Genomic DNA, 19,702 nt, shown 5'->3' on the forward strand with positions numbered 1-19,702 from the left:
ATTATCTTTATAACGATAAAAAAGAACCGTTCAATAGCCAAAACCTATCTCAACGATTGGCAGTGGCACTTTGAGCAGGCCGTCACCTCTCCCTATAATCCCCCGCGTTGCGTTCTATTAACCTTGTAAATCAAAGGAGTACTTATGGTACTGGTGACTCGTCAGGCCCCGGACTTTACCGCTGCCGCCGTACTGGGCAACGGTGAAATCGTTGAAAACTTCAATTTCAAACAGCACACCCACGGTAAAGCCACCGTGCTGTTCTTCTGGCCGATGGACTTCACGTTCGTTTGCCCGTCTGAACTGATCGCCTTCGACAAACGCTATGCCGAGTTCCAAAGCCGTGGCGTCGAAGTGGTTGGCGTCTCTTTCGATTCCGAGTTTGTTCACAATGCATGGCGTAACACGCCGGTGGATAAAGGCGGTATCGGCGCGGTGAAATACGCGATGGTTGCTGACATCAAACGTGAAATCCAGAAAGCCTACGGCATTGAACATCCGGACGCGGGGGTTGCCCTGCGCGGCTCCTTCCTGATCGACAAAGACGGTATTGTTCGTCACCAGGTGGTAAACGACCTGCCGCTGGGACGTAACATTGATGAAATGCTGCGTATGGTTGATGCGCTGCAATTCCACGAAGAGCACGGCGAAGTGTGCCCGGCACAGTGGGAAAAAGGCAAAGAAGGGATGAACGCCTCTCCGGACGGCGTCGCGAAATACCTGAGCGAAAACGTCTCCAGCCTGTAACCGGCAACGTTTTGCTAAAAGGCCCGCATGCGGGCCTTTTTTGTCACCGGGAAACTAACGCGGTTTCGCTTCCCGCCAGATGTGCAGCGCCATCCACGCCAGCGCGGCCACGCCCAGCACAAGCACACCCCACACCAGCAGCGTTTTCCACATTGCCTGCCGTTCCGCAGGTGATGTCGCTGTCAGCCGCGCGTCGCCACCCAGCGTCGCGCGCGTCTGAGGCTGCGCTTGCGGTATTGCCTCCACATCGATTTGTTTACGCAACGCCAGTGGGATCAACGCATCCAGCGTTACCGCTGCGGGCTGTGCGGCCTTATTGCCCCATGCCAGCATAAACGGCCCTTTACCCTGCGCATTAAACAGCACCGTTTGCCGATCGCGGCTACCGTTCACCTGCGGCAACGATGCCGGTAAGCGGGCATCCAGCGTCACAATCCGCACCGCCTGCACCGGTTCATCCGGCATTGACACAGGGGCGGAAGATTGCCCGTTAAGCTGCCACAGCACCGTTTTAGCGAGGCTGCGCCAGGGGGCGTTCGCGGCACTGCGCCAGCTGATCTCCACCGGTAATACGCCGTCGTCCGCAAGCGTCACAGACAGCGCGCTTAACGGCTGCGGTTGCGTCCACTGATAGTGCGCTTCGCTGGAGGAAATACGCTGCCCCTCCCCGGCCATTTGCACTTGCTCAAGCAGTGTCGGTTCGCTCCCCAGCGTCGCGCTGGCGTGCGTTATCGTGACCGGCAGCTGCGGCGTGTCAAACACCATCAGCAAGTAACGTACACCGTCGGCAGAGAAAGTTTGATTGACGGTAATCTGGTCAAGCGTCAACCGATCCGCGCCGCTGGTCAGTTCCATCACCGGCGAGTCCTGTTGCAGCAGATCCCAGTCACGCATATTGCTGCTATAAAACAGCGACACCTTACCCTGCCAGTTTTTCACCGGCGCATCCCATGCCAGTTTCAACTGCGCCAGCGTAAAGCTCTGCGGCAGATTTTCCGGCAACGCCAATAAATAGCTCTGTCCGACGCGTTTCGCCGTCTCCCCTTCAATGCGGATATCAATCCCGCTGGCAGACCGCAAACGCACCACACTTTGCCCTTCGTTCTCCGTTTCTACCGGAGAGGCATCCAGCGGGAAAAGCCGTAACGGGATCGGCGCAGGCTCAGCCACGGCGGTTTTCTGCGTCTCCAGCGTAAACGGCACCCGTTCACCATCATGATTAAAGATCCGCACATCGCGCAGATCCGGCCATGTGCTTTGGGCATAGACATCCAATGGCAGATCGACGCGATACCAGGATGCGGTCTCCGGCAGATCCAGCGCCGCCCCCCAGGCATAATCTTGCGGGGCCTCGGGGATCTCTTCGCCGCTTAACGCGGGCAATGCGCAACCCATTAACGCCACCGCCAGTAATGCGAATACCCCTCTCATTGTTTTTCTCCCTTTTCCTGCTCCGTTGCAGCCTTGGGCGGCAGCGGCGAAAAATAACCGACAATCAACACCAGCACGGCCACGCCAATAAAGGCAATCGCCCGCGCCAGTCCACCGCCACCGGCGCTGTCCACCAGCATCAGTTTGAGCAGCACGACACCGAGTAAAACGCCGCCGCACAACCACTGCCGACGGCTGGAATGGCGCGTAGCGTGGATCATCACCACCAGCGCAATCAACATCCAGAACAGGGCGAAACAGGTCTGGATCAACCGCGACTGCCACAAACTACCGGCATCCCACGTCACGTTTCCGTAGCAGGCCAGCGCACGCAATAACGCGCCATTGAGCCACCAGAAAGCCAGCGCCGCGATCGCCCACGGGCGTGCTCGCCATACCTGTGGTACCCACGCCGAATAGTGTGTTTCAGCAAAGCGGCTATAGAGCCACAACCCCAGCAACGCAAAGGCTGCGCCCTCTTCCAGTGGGTTGATAAGTGGCAGGTACGCCAGTTCCCGCACCACGCCGTCCCCCAGGTTGGCATAGAGCAAGTACCCGAAGAGTAGCGGGATCAGTGGCAACAGCGCCAGCACGCCATACAATGCAGGCCAGACGCGCACCGGCCACATCTGTCTGCGGATCGCCGCCATCACCAGCGCAATCACGATACCGCCCGCCGCCATCGGCAAACCAGCACGCCACGGTTCAAAGCCCCAGCCAAGCGACCCGACGAACCACCACAGCTCGCTGCCCGCTGCCAGCAGCAACAGCCAGAACAGCGAAATATGCAGCCCTTGTGACAAACGCACGGGTACCGTTTCGTTATCCCGGTACAGCAGAATGAGCGCCGAAGGTAGCGCGACGCACCAGGCCAGGTTTTCCCATCCACCCGCCAGAATATGCCCCTGCACGGTAATCTGATACAGCAGCGCCATCGCCATTGCGGGCCACAGCAACCAGCGGGCATAGCCCAGCTCTGGCCAGCGCAAACGCTGCTGCGCGGCTCGCCACAGCCAGACGGATGCAGACAGAAGCGCCAGCACCGCAAACGCGGCATGCGCATCGGCAACCAGCATCCGTTTCGCCGCACCACCCAAAGCGATGATCCAGAACAGAATGCCGCTCGCCAGCAACAGCCAGCTGATTTCGCGCCGCATACCGCGCCACAACAGCGCCCCTGCCAGCCAGCAGCCGCTCAGTACGGCGAAAATCATTAGCACCGAGAGCGCAGGCAGACCATCCGCCGCAGCCCACAGCGCACTGAACAACGCCAGTAGCAATAAGGCCGTGCCGCTGTAGCTCATGCGTCGCTGGTTCTGCTGCACGCCGAGCCATACGATCCCCAGTCCTTCCAGTGCCCAGGCCATGGATGTCCAGCGCGCCGACAGCGCCAGCGGAATCGCCAGCGTGGCAAACGCGCCGCCCAGCGCCAGCGCCGCCAGCACCAGTGGTTTCGCCGTGGTCGGGTAACGCTTCAGCGCCAGTGAAGCCAGCGCCAGGTAAAAGAAACCGAAACCGAGGGCGCTAAAGGCCGGACCGTAGGCCCAGTGCTGCGTGATAGCGTACTGCATACCGAAGCCCGCCAGCGGCGGCGCAAACAGCAATACGCCATCGATAATACGTTCGCCCCGCCGCTGCGCACGCAGGGATAACACCACGCTTAACACGCCGAAAATAACAATATTGGCAATCAGGAACAGTTGGCAGCTCAGGTAAAATTCCGGGCGATAACTCTGCATTCCCCACACGCCGGCAACGCCGAAGGTGAAAAACATGCCCAGCAAATTCAGCTCACGCCAGTGCTGCCACAGGCTGATGGCGAGAATGCCAACCGAAAGCAGTAAATAGAAGGAAAACAGCGCAATGTGTCTACCGCCGCCGGTCGAGAGCAAGATCGGCGCAAGATAACCACCCAGACTCGCCAGCAGCGCCAGACTTAGCGCTTTTTGCAATACCGCCAGCCCCACACTCGCCGCGCAAATCACCAGCAGCAAAGCAAAGGCCAGCGTCATCGGCAGCATTTGCCACAGCCGGAACGCGCCAAACACGGTGAGATAGAGCGCGCCAACCGCGCCCCCCTGCAAAATCAGGGCAAATACCGTCTGTTTATGACGTAAACGCCAGCCCAGTCCCAGCAGCACCATCGCCGCCAGTGCAACGCTGGCAAGGCGCAACTCCAGCGGGAACAGCGAATACTCCACGGTATAACGCAGCAGAAAAGAGAGGCCGATAAACAGCAGCACAATCCCCAGCTTGGCCAGCGGATTACCCTGCATAAACCAGCGCGCCAGGGAAGAGACCAGGCCCCAGGAAGCGGTCTCGTTTTTAGGTGAGACAACGTCGGGTGATGCAACGGGCACGATCTCAGCCGCCGCAGGGCCGTCCACTTTGCGGCCCCAGGGCGACACCGCCACCGGTTCGCTATGTTGTACAGCCTCAACAGGTTCGCTAACGGCAACAGGATCGCTAACCGGCAACGGCTGCGCCGTAACAGGCGCAGGATCAATGTTGACCGGCGCATTGGCCCACCGCTGTTCAAGCACACTCAGCCGCTGGCGCAGCCGGGTGAGTTCATCCTGCGTGGCCACGCTGCGACGCCAGGCGGTGATTGCCACAATCGGCACCACTACCAAAGCAAAAAACAGCACGACCGCGCCGAAGAATAAAAGACCATCCATGTACTTCGCCTTCGCTAAAGGGGAGACGCAAAGCCCCCTTTTCGCGCTTCAGCTCAGGAGGCAGACCAAACAGAAGCGCTAATCGCCGGTAGCGTTAGCACATCATCCTGTAGCGTACCTGTACCTTCTTTAAGCCGCCAGTTTTTCCCGTGCAGCAGCGGTGAATCCTCCAGCACCACTTCACAGGCTTCGCTGCGATTAAGCGCCACCAGCACCCGCTGCTGCTGATAAACGCGCACAAACACCAGCACGTTTTCCTGCGCATACACAACCTGGCAACCGCCGTAGCGCAGCGCCTGGCTACGGGCGCGCAGTCTCGCCATCCGTTGGTAGAGGGCAAGTAAGCGGGTATCCTGCCGTTTCTTGTCCCACGGGAAGGGTTTGCGACAGAAGGGATCGTTTGCGCCATCCAGTCCGACTTCATCGCCATAATAGATGCAGGGCGTACCGGGCCAGCTAAACAGCCAGACCACCGCCAGCGGCAAACGGGCGACATCTTTACCCAGAACCGTCTTAAAGCGCGGTGTGTCATGGCTGTCGAGCTGATTAAACATGCGTAATTGCTGTTGATGCGACAGCCCGGCACGGTAGTTATCCATCCACGCCGCGCAACTTTGCGCATCCATTTTCTGGGGATCATAAGCGTTGTCGGTATTCGCCAGGAACGCCCATACCGGCAGCGTAAAGCCGCGATAATTCATTGCCGCGTCTTCAACATCCGCCTGCAGCCACTGACGCGCATCGCCAAAATGTTCGCCGACGATGTACGCCTGCGGTTGGGTCTCTTTCGCCGATCGGGCAATACCGGCAACGTGCAGCAGGTTGTTACGCGCACCGCCATCCTCCCCCAGCATATGCACCACATCCAGCCGCCAGCCATCCATGTACCACGGCGCTTTTAGCCAGTGGCGAACGATGCTGTCCTCCCCCTGATACATTTCATCAACCAGCGCCGATGACTGGTAATCCAGCTTCGGCAAGCTTGGGTAACCCAGCCAGTCGCGGGCGTGCCCCTGATCATCAAAGCTGAACCAGCTACGCCAGCGAGAGTCCGGATTATGACAGGCGCCACCCGTGCCGCGATTATGCCTGTCGAACCAGGCGTGAGAATCGCCGCTGTGATTAAACACACCGTCGAGGATCAGCCGCATCCCCAGGGCTTGCGTGTTGTGGCGCAGGCGCAGCAACGCCTGATCGCCGCCAAACTGCGCATCAACATGGCGATAATCTTCCGTGTCATATTTATGCACGCTGGGCGCAACAAAGACCGGGTTAAGGTAGAGCGCCGTCACGCCCAGCTTTTTCAGATAGGGCAGCTTTTCGCTGATACCGTCCAGATCGCCACCGTAAAAGGTGGATCCCCCGGCGTCCTCCGTCAGCGGCTCGTCCCAGTCGCGCAACACAATCGACTGGCCCGCGGCGTGATGGTAATAAACATTATCCTGATCGGCATCGCGCGTTTGGCTGCGGGCAAAACGATCCGGGAAGATCTGATAAAACACCTGATCGGCTACCCACTGCGGGCCGTTATCCGGCGCATCCACCGCAAACTGCTCCAGCCGGGCAGGTGGGAAGCGGTTGAACCCCTGTGGGGTAAACCACAGTTGTTTATCCTGCCACAACAGCTTGAAGCTGTAGCGGCGGCGCGGCTGCCCGCTCTTTACATCCACCGCCGCCCGCCAGACGGTCACACCATTACCGATGGTGTGACGCGCGCGATGCATCGCCAGCGGGGTTTCTTCATTATCGACTTCCACCCGCAGCGTTACCCGCGAGGGCAGCGATGTTCCCGTCAGCCAGAGGGTGATAATGAGCTGGTCTTTGTGCTGTTTGACAAACGGCGCGACCGGCAGGTGCCATGCGTTCAACATCAACAATCCCCTTTGTTCAAAATGACGCCACTTTTTCACAGCCCTTGCCGTCTCGCCTCCTTCTTTCGCATTTTTTCCGGGGGTGAGAGACGGGGCGCAGATGTGATCTGACGGGATATTCACCGGGCATTTGCGTGAGTTTTTTCACGCCCGCTTCGTGCCGATGCCCGAAGTCTCGCCCCCGGTGGGTTTTTATACTGATAAAAACTATAGCGTGATAAGAGAGCGAGCATGAGCAAACCTGAAATCCTCGTCATTACTGAAATCCCCCAGCCGATGATCGATACCCTGCAACAGCACTTTGTGGTGCATCAATACTGGCAACCCGGTGCAGAGACGGTGGTGCGCGAACGCGGGCATGCTATCCGTGGTGCACTGACCCGCGCGGCAAAAGGCATCAGCACGGCGTTAATCGGGCAGCTTCCGGCGTTAGAGGTCATTAGTGGTTTCGGTGTTGGCGTCGATGCCACCGACCTCGATACCTGCCGCAGCCGTGGTATTCGCGTAAGTAATACGCCCGACGTACTTAACGAATGCGTGGCGGATACCGGACTGGCGTTAATGCTGGCGGTGACGCGTAAAATTTGCGCCGCCGATCGTTTTGCCCGGGCGGGCGAATGGGAGCATGCGGCCTTTCCGGGCGCGTGGAAAATGAGCGGTAAGCGCTGCGGTATCGTCGGGATGGGCAACATTGGCCATGATGTCGCCGAGCGCGCTGCCGCGTTCCGGATGCCGATTCATTACTTCAGCCCCCGTGAGGCACGCAACAGCCAGTGGCAACGCCATGATTCCCTTGTCGGTCTGGCAAACGCAGTGGATTTTCTGGTATTGACCCTGCCGGGCGGTGCGAAGACGCACCACATTATCAACCGCGAAGTACTGGACGCGCTGGGGCCGGAGGGCATTCTGGTGAATATCGCACGCGGTAGCGTGGTGGACACGGAGGCGTTAATTGCGGTGTTACAGGAAGGGAAACTGCGCGGCGCCGGGCTGGATGTGTTCGAGCAGGAACCGCATATCCCGCCCGCGCTGCGCGATTTACCGAATGTGGTGTTGCTGCCGCACATCGCCAGCAACACGGCGGAGACACGCCAGGCGATGGCGGATCTCACCATCAATAACCTGGTCAGCTATTTTACTGACGGAAGATTATTAACCCCGGTTGTGTAAGCCCGCTTTGTGTACCGGCCGGATGCGCGCTGCGCCCTCCGGCCTGGTGCCCGCTGGCGCGGGCTTGTATCGACCATTACGCGTTACGGCGTTTAAATGCCCAGCCAATCAGCAGCAGCACAATCCATGCAAACCCCACGTACAGCGAGATGCGGGTTTCCGGGTGCCAGCCAATCAGCGCGATGATAAAGACCAGGAAAATCAGGCCGACAACGGTGGTCGCCACCCCGCCCGGAACTTTAAACTTCAGCGCGCGGACTTCCTCTGCCGACAGACGACGACGGAAGCCAATCTGCGACAGCAAAATCATGATCCATACCCATACCGTAGCGAAAGTCGCCAGTGAGGCGATCACCAGGAAAACATTCTCCGGCATGATGTAATTCAGGTACACCGCCAGCAGCAGCGCGATGGTCATCACCATCACCGTCACCCAGGGAATCCCGCGGCGCGACGTTTTGGCGAACATCTTCGGCGCACTGCCCTGCTCAGCCATCCCGTGCAGCATACGCCCCACGCCAAACACATCGCTGTTAATCGCCGAGAGCGAGGCGGTCAGCACCACAAAATTGAGGATACTGGCGGCAAAGGTAATGCCCATATGCTGGAAGGTCAGTACAAACGGGCTTCCGTCAGTGCCCACCTGGTTCCACGGGTAAATCGACATGATCACAAACAGCGTACCGACGTAAAACACCAGAATACGCATCGGCACCGAGTTGATAGCGCGTGGAATCGACGTCTCCGGATCTTTCGCTTCCCCGGCGGTGATACCAATAATCTCGATGCCGCCATACGCGAACATCACCATTTGCAGCGCCATCACCGTGCCCAGCCAGCCATTGCTGAAGAAACCGCCGTGGCTCCATAAATTGCTGATCCCGGTCGGCTGCCCGCCGTTGCCGATACCCCAAATAATGATGCCGAAACCGGCCACGATCATGATGATAATGGTGGCGACTTTAAAGAAGGAGAACCAGAACTCCAGCTCGCCGAAAACTTTGACGCTCATCAGGTTGATGGCGCAGATAAGCAGCACCACGCTCAGCACCCAAATCCAGTGCGGCACCGTCGGGAACCAGACGCCCATGTAAATACCAAACGCGGTGACATCGGCAATGGCGACAATCAGGATTTCAAAGCAGTACGTCCAGCCGGTGATATAGCCGGCCAGCGGGCCGAGGTTTTCCTGAGCATAGCGAGAGAAGGAGCTGGCGGAAGGGTTGTGCACGGACATCTCGCCCAGTGCGCGCATAATGATATACGCAGCCACACCACCAATAATGTAGGCCAGCAACACGCTCGGGCCTGCCATCTTGATTGCATCTGCGGAGCCGTAAAACAGGCCGGTGCCAATTGCCGAACCCAGCGCCATAAAGCGAATGTGCCGGGTGCTTAGCCCACGCTTCAGCTTATTAGTACTTTCCATCGTTTCCACTGCCATTATTCAACACAAAAATAAAAAACCACGGAGTGCGCTACCCCGTGGTTAAACAAGCCGTGTTTGCCGCGATTAATGGGCGCTGGAAGTGACCTGCCGACCTGCGGCGCGATCCCAGACTGCCGCCAGAACCACCATCACCAGGCTTGGCATCAGCCAGGCCAGTCCCTGTTCCGCCAGCGGCAAACGCTGGGTCCAGGCCGGAAGGTGTTCTGCAAACGCAGACGCTTTCACGCCGTCAAGGATACCAAAAAGCAGACTAATAAACATGGCCGGTGCAATAACGCGTGTGGAACTGTTCCATAAAGAGCGGGTAAAGCTCAGCACCACCAGTACGATGCACGGCGGGTAGATCATGGTCAGCACCGGAATAGAGATCTGAATCAGATGGCTCAGCCCCAGGTTGGAGACCGCCATGGAGAAGATGCCCAGAATAAAGACCAGCGTGCGGTAAGAGAGCGGCAGATACTGCGCAAAGAACTCCGCACAAGCACAGGTCAGGCCAACCGCCGTCACCAGACAAGCAATAAAAATCAGCGCCGCCAGCAGCAAACTGCCCGCGCCGCCGAAGGTATGCTGAACATAAGCATGCAGAATGGCCGCGCCGTTAGCCGACTGCTCAACCAGTGCAGAGCTGTCGGAACCGAGACGGAACAACGCCAGGTACAGCAGCGTCAGCCCTGCGCCCGCCATCAGCCCCGCCCACACCGTATAACGGGTCAGCAAACGGGCTTCGGTGACACCGCGCGAACGCGCTGCATTGACAATCACGATGCCAAACACCATGGCTCCCAGTGTATCCATGGTCAGATAGCCATTGACGAAACCGTTTGAGAACGGCGCAGTCTGGTAGGCTTCCAGCGCATGGCTGATAGGACCGGCCGGCCAGATAATCGCCGCAATGGCGAGAATAGTCAGCGCGATAATTTTCAGCGGCGCAAGAAAATTGCCTACGGTATCCAGCAGTTTGCCCGGATAGAGGGAAATCAGGATCACCAGAGAAAAATAGATCACGCTGTAAATCAGCAGCGGCATTGCACCTTCGCCAGTCAGCGGCGCGATACCCACTTCAAACGACACCGTCGCCGTACGCGGCGTGGCGAACAACGGTCCGACCGCCAGGTAGCACACCGTCGCCAGCAAGACGCCCGCCACTTTACCAATCGGCGTGCTCAGGCTGTCCACGCCACCGCCGACTTTCGCCAGCGCGACAACGGTAAGCACCGGTAAGCCCACAGCGGTGATCAGAAAGCCCAGCGCCGCCGTCCAGACGTGTTCACCGGCCTGCAAACCAACCATGGGAGGAAAAATGATGTTACCTGCGCCGACGAAGAGGGCAAATGTCATAAAGCCCAGAGCAACAATGTCGCGTGGTTTTAAGTGATGGGTCATATTTTTTTACTGCCTGTGGATGTGGTGTCGTAAAAATGATGTTTTTTTCACCTTTCCCAACCGGACGATACCGCGCCAATGTCGCGGAAAGTCAGCGGGAAATGCTCTATGCATTGCGTAGCGAAGAATAGTTTTTCGATTTACCACGCAAATACAGTTGGTCTGACAATATACGGGGCGCAATTTAAACGCTTATAACGTTTAAAGGCAAGGTGGGATCGCAAAACCAGATAGTTATACTATCCATACAATTAATAGTAGTTAATAACTCCAATTATAAGAAAAACACATGGCTGATCATGCGAACAAAAAAGCAGCATCCGTACAAAATACGTTTCAGGGGGAAGAAAACATCGGAATAAGCGGCCTGTTGATACAGGCCACTGGAAAGATAAGCTGACAGACGCGTCAGGACGCGGCTTTTTTGGCAACCAGACGTTCCGGCAGAACAAAGCTAAAGCGCGTTCCCTTGCCGGGAGTACTGTCAATGTCGAGGCGACTTTCGTGGTGATTCACTGCATGTTTCACGATCGCCAGCCCCAGACCACTCCCGCCGGTCTGCCGGGAACGGGCTTTATCCACGCGATAGAAACGCTCAGTGAGACGAGGAATGTGTTCAGCGGCGATGCCAGGACCGTTGTCTTCGACGCTGAATTCCGCACCCAGCGGCACGCGCTGCCAGCGCACGGTAATCTCCGTTCCCGCTGGCGTGTGGTTCACAGCGTTATAGACCAGGTTGGAAATCGCGCTGCGCAGTTGCTCTTCATTTCCCAGCACTTTCAACGCGTTATCAACTTCAAAATGGAAGTGATGCTTCTGCTGACTCAGGGTTTGCGCTTCCCGCTCCACGACCCGCAGCATCATTGGCACATCAATGGTTTCATTCGGCGGCAAGGTCGGTGCAGCCTCAATCTTCGAAAGCGTCAGTAACTGGCGCACCAGTCCTTCCATCCGCGAGGTTTGTTCGCGCATGGTGTGCAGCGCTTTTTCCCGCGGCGCACCTTCGAGCGTCTGCTCCTGCATCATCTCCAGGTAGCCCTGCAGCACCGTTAACGGCGTGCGCAGTTCATGGCTGACGTTGGCAAAAAAGTTGCGCCGTGCCCCTTCCAGTTGATGCATTTGCGTGACGTCGCGCGCCACCAGCAGCAGGTGTTCCTCGCTGTAAGGCATCACGCGGATTTCCAGATGGCGACCGGTGTTGAGCACCAGATTCAGCGGCTTGCTAAACTCTTGTTTTTTAAGATACTGCGTAAATTCCGGGTAGCGCAGCAAGTTAAGGATATTCTGCCCGCTATCGTCCGGCCAGCGCAAACCCAGCACCTGTTGCGCCAGGCCATTACACCAGAAAATCGCCCCCTCTTCGGTGGTGAGGATCACCGCATCCGGCAGCGACTCCGCGCCGCTGCGAAAGCGTTTAATCAGGCTTCCCAGCTCGCGACGGCGCTTTTTATTACGCATCTGCATCTGGTGCAGCCCATACAGCAGCGGCTCCCAGCTCCCTGTACCCGGCGGTGGAGTCATACTTTTATCGACCCATAACCACCAGGAAAGACGCAGCAAATTCCAAAAGTGCCAGATCAACAACCCGGTTACCGCAGCCAGTAAAAACCACGGCAGGTAACCGAACATGACGCCGAGAATCAAGGCGGGGATACAACAAAGGAGGAGCTCCAGCACCAGCCTTTTCCATGACAGCCGTTCCAGCACGCGTCACACTCCTGTTAAATGTCAGAAACGGGTCGAAAAACGGTAACCCGTGCCGCGCACTGTTTGCACCATACGATCGTGGCCGCTGTGTTCCAGCGCTTTGCGCAGACGACGAATATGCACATCCACCGTCCGGTCTTCAACATACACATTGGTTCCCCATACGTGATTCAACAGCTGTTCACGGCTGTAAACACGTTCCGGATGGGTCATAAAGAAGTGTAAGAGTTTAAACTCTGTCGGCCCCATATCCAGGGGATTTTCACCGGTCATGACGCGGTGAGAGGAAGGATCAAGGCTCAGGCCCTGCATTTCGATCACCTCTTCCACCGCCATCGGCGAAATGCGGCGCATCACAGCTTTAATGCGCGCCACCAGCTCTTTGGGTGAGAAAGGTTTGGTAATGTAGTCATCTGCCCCGGTTTCCAGACCGCGTACGCGATCTTCTTCTTCGCCGCGCGCCGTCAGCATCATGACCGGAATATCGCGGGTCATCGCTTCACGTTTCAGGTGTTTAATAAACTGAATACCGGAACCGCCAGGCAACATCCAGTCCAGTAAAACAAGATCGGGCCAGGGTTCATTAAGTTGGTTCACCGCACTGTCATAATCTTCAGCTTCCACCGGTTGAAAACCATTTTGTTCGAGCACGAAGCACACCATTTCCCGGATTGGAGCTTCGTCTTCTACGACCAGAATTCGTCTCGCCATAATTTGCCCTGTCTTATTTAAGTCATCAATATATATAGCGGCGCCATTATGCGTCAGTTTTATGACAGATTTATGAATAACATGACCGCCAGATGACCCCAGCAAGTGCTATGTGACAGTCCCTATTTTCGTCAGGTTATGTCCCTCATCTGCTTAATGTTTATAATCTGCTTTATGCTTTTTTGCCACGGAACCGCTATGCGCATTATTCACACCTCTGACTGGCACCTGGGTCAAAACTTCTATAGTAAGAGCCGCGCCGCTGAACACGCCGCTTTCCTCGACTGGCTGCTGGCCACGGCGGAAGAGAATCAGGTCGACGCCATTATTGTGGCGGGCGATGTTTTTGACACCGGCTCCCCGCCCAGCTACGCCCGTGAGCTGTATAACCGCTTTGTGGTCAAACTTCAGCAAACCGGCTGCCAGTTAGTGGTGCTGGCAGGCAACCATGATTCGGTGGCCACGCTCAACGAATCGAAAGAGATCCTCGCGTATCTGAAAACTACCGTCGTTGCCAGCGCAGGCGTAGAGCCTTTCTGGCTTTACCGCCGCAACGGTGAACCGGGCGCGGTATTCTGCCCGGTGCCCTTCCTGCGCCCGCGCGACATTATGCTCAGCCAGGCCGGGTTGTCCGGACAGGAAAAACAGCAACACCTGCTGGCGGCGATCACCGGGTATTACCAGCAACAATTTACCGCAGCCAGCGAACTGCGCGGCGATAAACCACTGCCGATCATCGCCAGCGGCCATTTAACCACCGTCGGCGCCAGCAAAAGCGACGCCGTACGCGACATTTATATCGGCACGCTGGATGCGTTCCCGGCGCAAAACTTCCCTCCCGCCGACTATATCGCTCTTGGGCATATTCACCGGGCGCAAAAGATCGGTGGTGAGGAGCGCATCCGCTATTGCGGCTCGCCGATCCCACTCAGTTTTGACGAAACCGGCAAAAGCAAAAGCGTCAATCTGGTGACCTTTACCGCAGGCAAACTGGCCGACGTTACCGCGCTGGATGTTCCCGCCACGCAGGCGCTGGCGGTTATCAAAGGTGATTTTGCTGAGATTTGCCGCCAGCTTGAACAGTGGCGCGGCAAACCTGGCGACACCCCCGTCTGGCTGGATATCGAAATCGTCAGTGGCGAATACCTTGCTGATATGCAACGAAAAATCCAGCAGGTGACGGAAGATCTCCCGGTTGACGTCCTACTGGTTCGCCGCAGCCGCGAGCAGCGGGAACGTATACTTGCCGGTGAATTGCGCGAGACCCTCAATGAATTAAAAGTCGAAGAGGTCTTTGCCCGCCGCCTGGCTCAGGAAGAACTCGACGAGACGCAGCAAGGGCGATTACAGGCGCTGTTCAGTGAAACATTGCAGGCGCTAGACGAGGAGAAAGAAGCATGAAAATTCTCAGTTTGCGGCTGAAAAACCTTAACTCGCTGAAAGGCGAATGGAAAATCGACTTCACCGAAGAGCCCTTTGCCAGTAACGGTCTGTTCGCCATTACCGGCGCGACCGGCGCGGGCAAAACCACATTGCTGGATGCCATCTGCCTGGCGTTGTACCACGAAACGCCGCGCCTCAGTACGTTGTCACAATCGCAAAACGATTTAATGACCCGCGACACCGCCGACTGTCTGGCAGAGGTGGAGTTTGAGGTCAAAGGCGTGGCCTACCGCGCGTTCTGGAGCCAGAGCCGCGCCCGCGGTTTGCCGGACGGTAATCTGCAAGCGCCGCGCGTGGAGCTGGCAACCTGCGCCGACGGTAAAATCCTCGCCGACAAAGTCAAAGATAAACTCGATCTTACCGCCTCGCTAACCGGGCTGGATTACGGGCGCTTTACCCGCTCGATGCTGCTCTCACAGGGGCAATTCGCGGCCTTTCTCAATGCCAAACCTCGCGAGCGCGCAGAACTGCTGGAAGAGCTGACCGGCACCGAAATTTACGGGCAGATTTCCGCCCGGGTGTTTGAGAAACACAAAGCGGCGAAAACCCGGCTGGAAACATTACAGGCGCAGGCCGAAGGGGTGGTGGTGCTGAATGATGAGCAGCGCCAACAGCTTGAGCAAGGTTTGCAGGCGCTCACTTCACAAGAACAGCAGCTCATGGCAGGGCTAGGCAACGCCCAGGCGCAGGCAAACTGGTTGAACCGCGATGGCGAGCTACGCGCCGCCAGAGGCCGTGCGCAGGCGGCGCTGGTACAGGCGCAACAGGCGCAGGCCAGTGCGCAGCCGCAACTGGCGGCGCTGGAACGCGCGCAACCAGCGCAGCAGCTTCGCCCCCTTTGGGACAGACTGGAAGAACAACGCAATGTGCGGCGTCGCACCCGCAACCAGAGCGAAGAAGTAAACACTCGCTTACAGGCCAGTCTGCTCCAGCGTGCACGCATTCGCGCCAGCGCCGTGCAACAACTCGCGAGCCTGCAAGCCACGCACAAAACGCTGGAGAGCTGGCTGAGCGAACATGCGCGTTTCCAGCGTTGGCAAAGCGAGCTGACCGGCTGGCGGGCGCTGTTTAATCAGTTAGACGATGAGAAAAAGCAGTGGCTGAGCCTGCAACAGCGCATCCAGAGCCATGAGACCAAACTGCGCTCCCTGCCGATCGCCACGCTGGAACTCAGCGTGGAAGAGACGGCCGCCGCCATGAACCTGTGCGCGCAAAACCGCCCGTTGCGCCAGCAACTGACCGCCCTGCACGCCCGTTTTGCACCACTGCGCAAGCAATTAAGCCTGCGCCAGCAAAGTTTGATCGACCTGAAAACCGAACAGGAGACGCTCAGCGCCGGACTGGCGCGCAAGCGCGAGGTGTATAAAGAAAAGAACCAGCTGTTGAGTGAGGTCACCACCATTTGCGAGCTGGAAAACCGCATCAAAGACCTGGAGAGCGAACGCGCCCGTCTGCAACCGGGGCATCCCTGCCCGCTGTGCGGCGCAACCGAGCACCCGGCAATTGCGCACTATCAGACGCTCGAACCGGGCGTTAATCAGGCCCGACGTAACGCGCTGGATCTGGAAGTCCGCCAGGTCAAAGAGGAAGGCGTTGCGCTCGGCGAGCGGTTGAAAGGGCTCGGCGAACGCTATGAAAAAGATGAGCGCGAAATTGCCACGCTGCAGCAGGACGAGAAAACGTTGCTAGAGGCATGGGCGAAAGCCTGTGCAGAGCTGAACGTGACGCTGGAGCCGCATCGCGAACTGACCAGTTGGCAAAGCGCGCAGGACGCGTATGAGCATCAGTTGTATCTGCTCAATCAGCGCCAGACACTGCAACTTCAAATCCACGAATTACACCAGCAGGGCGAACATTATCAGCAGGCGGTGGTCCGTCGTCGCGCCAGTCTCGCCGAGGCCTTGCAGCCGCTGGCGCTGAGCCTGCCACCGGAAGGTGAAGAGGAAGCGTGGCTGGCCGCGCGTGCGCAGGAAGCGGAGCAGTGGCAACAGCAACAACAACAGCTGACCGCCCTGCATGAGCGTATGGCATTGCTTACGCCCATCATCGACACGCTGCCCGCCGATGAAATAGCGGTGGATGAGCAGATTATCCCGCTGGAGGGCTGGCGCCAGGTGCATAATGATTGCATTTCGCTGCACAGCCAATGGCAGACGTTGCAACACCAGCTTGCACAGCAGAGCGAAAGCGAAAAGACGCTGGAAAACCAGTTTTCCGACGCGTTGAAAAACAGTGTGTTTGCCGATCAGCAGGCGTTTCTCGCCGCCTTGCTGGATGACGGCGAACGCCAGCGTCTGGAGCAGTTACGGCAGCAACTCGAACGCGATTGCCAACAGAAGCAGACGCTTGCCGCCAGCGCTGAGCAGGCCTTCGCGGCGCACCAGGCGCAACTGCCCGCCGGAATGGACGCCAATAGCACGACGGAGAGCGCCAGCCTGGCGCTGGAACAACTCGGTCGCCAGTTACGGGAAAATACCACCCGCCAGGGCGAGTTCCGCCAGCAACTGAAGCAGGATAGCGATAACCGCCAGCGCCAGATAAACGTGTTGCAGGAGATAGAACAGGCCACCGCCCGCTGTGACGATTGGGGGCATCTGAACGCGCTGATTGGCTCCAAAGAGGGTGATAAGTTCCGCAAATTCGCGCAGGGCTTAACGCTGGATAATCTGGTGTGGCTGGCGAACAATCAACTGACGCGTCTGCATGGCCGCTATCTGTTGAAACGCAAAGCCAGCGAAGCGCTGGAGCTGGAAGTGGTGGACACCTGGCAGGCGGACGCCGTGCGCGATACGCGTACGCTCTCCGGCGGCGAAAGTTTCCTGGTCAGCCTGGCGCTGGCGCTGGCGTTATCCGACCTGGTGAGTCACAAAACCCGCATCGATTCACTGTTCCTCGACGAGGGTTTCGGCACACTGGATAGCGAAACGCTGGATACCGCCCTCGATGCGCTGGACGCGCTCAATGCCAGCGGCAAGACCATTGGCGTTATCAGCCACGTCGAAGCAATGAAAGAGCGTATTCCGGTGCAGATCAAAGTGAAGAAGATCAACGGCCTGGGTTACAGCAAACTCGACGGCAAATACGCCGTTTTGTCGCGCTGACTGGCAGGCCTGATAAGCAAAGCGCCATCAGGCCTGCACACTCACACACTCATTAATTACTCGTCCAGCGGCCATAACCAGGCCGCGCCGCGCACGCCGCTGGAATCGCCGTGCAACGCCTTACGGATTGGGGTCTCGCACTCACCGCCAAAGACCCAGTTTTTCACCAGTCCAGGCACGGTCTGGTACAGACGATCCACATTGCTCATCCCGCCGCCCAGCACAATCACATCCGGATCGAGAATGTTGACCACATGCGCCAGCGACTTGGCAAGTCGCAGCTCATAACGGCTCAACGCTAACTCCGCCACCGGATCCTGCGCCTCCGCCAGACGAATAATCTCGCTGCCCTTTAACGGCTGCCCCCCTAAACGGTGGTAATCGGTCGCAAAACCGGTGCCGGAAATAAACGTCTCAATGCAGCCCTGTTTGCCGCAATAACAGGCAACTTCCGCGCGGTAATGCAGCTCGTCGTCATCCATCCACGGTAGCGGATTATGCCCCCACTCTCCCGCCGTGCCGTTACCGCCAATATGTGAATGCCCGTTGATCGCAATACCGGAACCGCAACCGGTGCCAATAATCACGGCGAAAACGGTATGCTCGCCTGCCGCCGCGCCATCCACGGCTTCAGATACCGCCAGGCAGTTGGCGTCATTGGCCAGTCGCACTTCGCGGTTCAGCCGCTGACTCAAATCTCTGTCGAACGGTTTACCGTTCAGCCACGTGGAGTTAGCATTTTTCACCACCCCGGTGTAGGGCGAAATCGAGCCTGGGATCCCCATACCGACCGTGCCGGTCTGGCCCGTCTCTTTTTCCGTCAGATCCACCAACGAAGCAATCAGCTCTATGGTTTGCAGATAATCATGCGGCGTAGACTGACGATGGCGAAATAACGCGTTGCCGCTATCGTCCAGCGCAATGATTTCTGTTTTTGTCCCACCTAAATCGATACCGATACGCACATCAAACTCCTCATAGTGGACCACGCATTAGCAATGCAACGACGACAACAATTCGCTATCATGCCCGCTGCATTTAACGACAAGGCCGTGGAAAAAAATCATGCTGTGGTTCAAAAATTTAATGGTATACCGTCTCAGCCGCGATGTTGCGCTGCGTGCGGAAGAGATGGAAAAACAGCTTGCCCCACTATCGTTTACTCCATGCGGTAGTCAGGATATGGCGAAAACCGGATGGGTTCCACCGATGGGTTCACACAGCGACGCGCTGACCCATACCGCCAATGGCCAGATTATTATCTGCGCCCGTAAAGAAGAAAAAATTCTGCCGACGCCGGTGGTCAAGCAAGCACTGGAAGCCAAAATTTCCCGTCTCGAAGCTGAACAGGGCCGTAAACTGAAAAAAACAGAAAAAGACTCCCTGAAAGATGAAGTGCTGCACTCCCTGTTGCCACGCGCGTTCAGCCGCTTCAGCCAGACCATGATGTGGATCGACACCGTCAATGGCTTAATTATGGTTGACTGCGCCAGTGCCAAAAAAGCGGAAGATACGCTGGCGTTGCTGCGTAAAAGTCTCGGCTCGCTGCCGGTGGTTCCGCTGGCGATGGAAAACCCGATTGAGCTGACGCTGACCGAATGGGTCCGCTCTGGCACCGTCGCACAAGGGTTCCAGTTACTGGATGAAGCTGAACTCAAAGCGATGCTGGAAGATGGCGGCGTGATCCGCGCGAAAAAACAGGATCTGGTGAGCGACGAAATTGCCGTCCATATTGAAGCCGGCAAAGTGGTCACCAAACTGGCCCTCGACTGGCAGCAACGCATCCAGTTCCTGATGTGCGACGACGGTTCCGTTAAGCGCCTGAAGTTCTCTGACGAACTGCGCGATCAGAACGAAGATATCGATCGGGATGATTATGCTCAGCGCTTTGATGCCGATTTTATTCTGATGACCGGCGAACTGGCGGCATTGATTCAAAATCTGGTGGAAGGCTTAGGCGGCGAAGCGCAACGCTAAACCGATCTTGCCGGATGGCGCTTCGCTTATCAG

At 57.4% G+C, this 19,702-nt stretch carries 13 protein-coding genes; 5 read left to right on the forward strand and 8 right to left on the reverse strand.

Annotation, left to right across the window (positions count from 1 at the left end; all coding sequences use genetic code 11):
• Positions 1-144: 144 nt before the first annotated feature.
• Positions 145-747: a peroxiredoxin C gene (locus N7922_RS19280; protein ID WP_263097825.1), complete on the forward strand. Its 603-nt coding sequence runs from the start codon at positions 145-147 to the stop codon at positions 745-747.
• 54 nt (positions 748-801) lie between these two features.
• Here the strand turns inward: N7922_RS19280 and N7922_RS19285 are convergent, their stop codons facing one another.
• The 3 genes from N7922_RS19285 to malZ are packed head-to-tail and all read right to left on the reverse strand — an operon-like array spanning position 802 to position 6,727.
• Positions 802-2,178 carry a DUF3999 domain-containing protein gene (locus tag N7922_RS19285; protein ID WP_263097826.1) on the reverse strand — a complete coding sequence of 459 codons (1,377 nt, stop codon included), beginning with the start codon at positions 2,176-2,178 and terminating at the stop codon, positions 802-804.
• The gene (locus N7922_RS19290) at positions 2,175-4,856 is read right to left on the reverse strand and encodes a DUF2339 domain-containing protein (RefSeq protein ID WP_263097827.1); all 2,682 of its coding nucleotides are present in this window, start codon (positions 4,854-4,856) and stop codon (positions 2,175-2,177) included. Before N7922_RS19290 ends, N7922_RS19285 begins: the two co-directional genes overlap by 4 nt.
• 53 nt (positions 4,857-4,909) lie before the next feature.
• Positions 4,910-6,727, reverse strand: a complete 1,818-nt coding sequence (gene malZ, locus N7922_RS19295; protein ID WP_263097828.1) for a maltodextrin glucosidase — start codon at positions 6,725-6,727, stop codon at positions 4,910-4,912.
• A gap of 231 nt (positions 6,728-6,958) precedes the next feature.
• Between malZ and N7922_RS19300 the strand changes: the two genes are divergently transcribed.
• On the forward strand, positions 6,959-7,897 hold the full coding sequence (locus tag N7922_RS19300; protein ID WP_263097829.1) for a 2-hydroxyacid dehydrogenase: 939 nt from the start codon (positions 6,959-6,961) through the stop codon (positions 7,895-7,897).
• Positions 7,898-7,973: 76 nt separating this feature from the next.
• Here the strand turns inward: N7922_RS19300 and proY are convergent, their stop codons facing one another.
• The 4 genes from proY to phoB form a co-directional block, all read right to left on the reverse strand.
• Complete coding sequence (gene proY / locus N7922_RS19305) at positions 7,974-9,326, reverse strand: proline-specific permease ProY (RefSeq protein WP_263097830.1); 1,353 nt, start codon at positions 9,324-9,326, stop codon at positions 7,974-7,976.
• A gap of 84 nt (positions 9,327-9,410) precedes the next feature.
• Positions 9,411-10,730 carry a branched-chain amino acid transporter carrier protein BrnQ gene (gene brnQ, locus N7922_RS19310; RefSeq protein WP_263097831.1) on the reverse strand — a complete coding sequence of 440 codons (1,320 nt, stop codon included), beginning with the start codon at positions 10,728-10,730 and terminating at the stop codon, positions 9,411-9,413.
• Positions 10,731-11,138: 408 nt separating this feature from the next.
• Positions 11,139-12,437 carry a phosphate regulon sensor histidine kinase PhoR gene (gene phoR, locus N7922_RS19315; protein WP_263097832.1) on the reverse strand — a complete coding sequence of 433 codons (1,299 nt, stop codon included), beginning with the start codon at positions 12,435-12,437 and terminating at the stop codon, positions 11,139-11,141.
• A 21-nt stretch (positions 12,438-12,458) separates the two neighbouring features.
• Positions 12,459-13,148, reverse strand: coding sequence for a phosphate response regulator transcription factor PhoB (gene phoB, locus N7922_RS19320; protein WP_007373472.1), 690 nt, complete (start codon positions 13,146-13,148; stop codon positions 12,459-12,461).
• Positions 13,149-13,346: 198 nt separating this feature from the next.
• Here phoB and sbcD point away from each other — a divergent pair, with 198 nt between their 5' ends.
• Both sbcD and sbcC read left to right on the forward strand, forming a co-directional pair.
• Positions 13,347-14,549, forward strand: a complete 1,203-nt coding sequence (sbcD, locus tag N7922_RS19325) for an exonuclease subunit SbcD (RefSeq protein ID WP_263097833.1) — start codon at positions 13,347-13,349, stop codon at positions 14,547-14,549.
• The gene (gene sbcC, locus N7922_RS19330; protein ID WP_263097834.1) at positions 14,546-17,692 is read left to right on the forward strand and encodes an exonuclease subunit SbcC; all 3,147 of its coding nucleotides are present in this window, start codon (positions 14,546-14,548) and stop codon (positions 17,690-17,692) included. The genes sbcD and sbcC overlap by 4 nt, the downstream gene beginning before the upstream one ends.
• A 56-nt stretch (positions 17,693-17,748) precedes the next feature.
• Here the strand turns inward: sbcC and mak are convergent, their stop codons facing one another.
• Positions 17,749-18,657: a fructokinase gene (mak, locus tag N7922_RS19335; RefSeq protein ID WP_263097835.1), complete on the reverse strand. Its 909-nt coding sequence runs from the start codon at positions 18,655-18,657 to the stop codon at positions 17,749-17,751.
• Between the two features lie 100 nt (positions 18,658-18,757).
• Between mak and rdgC the strand changes: the two genes are divergently transcribed.
• Complete coding sequence (rdgC, locus tag N7922_RS19340; RefSeq protein WP_263097836.1) at positions 18,758-19,669, forward strand: recombination-associated protein RdgC; 912 nt, start codon at positions 18,758-18,760, stop codon at positions 19,667-19,669.
• The last annotated feature ends 33 nt before the right edge of the window (positions 19,670-19,702 follow it).

This window comes from Kosakonia sp. ML.JS2a (assembly GCF_025642095.1).
Taxonomy (GTDB): domain Bacteria; phylum Pseudomonadota; class Gammaproteobacteria; order Enterobacterales; family Enterobacteriaceae.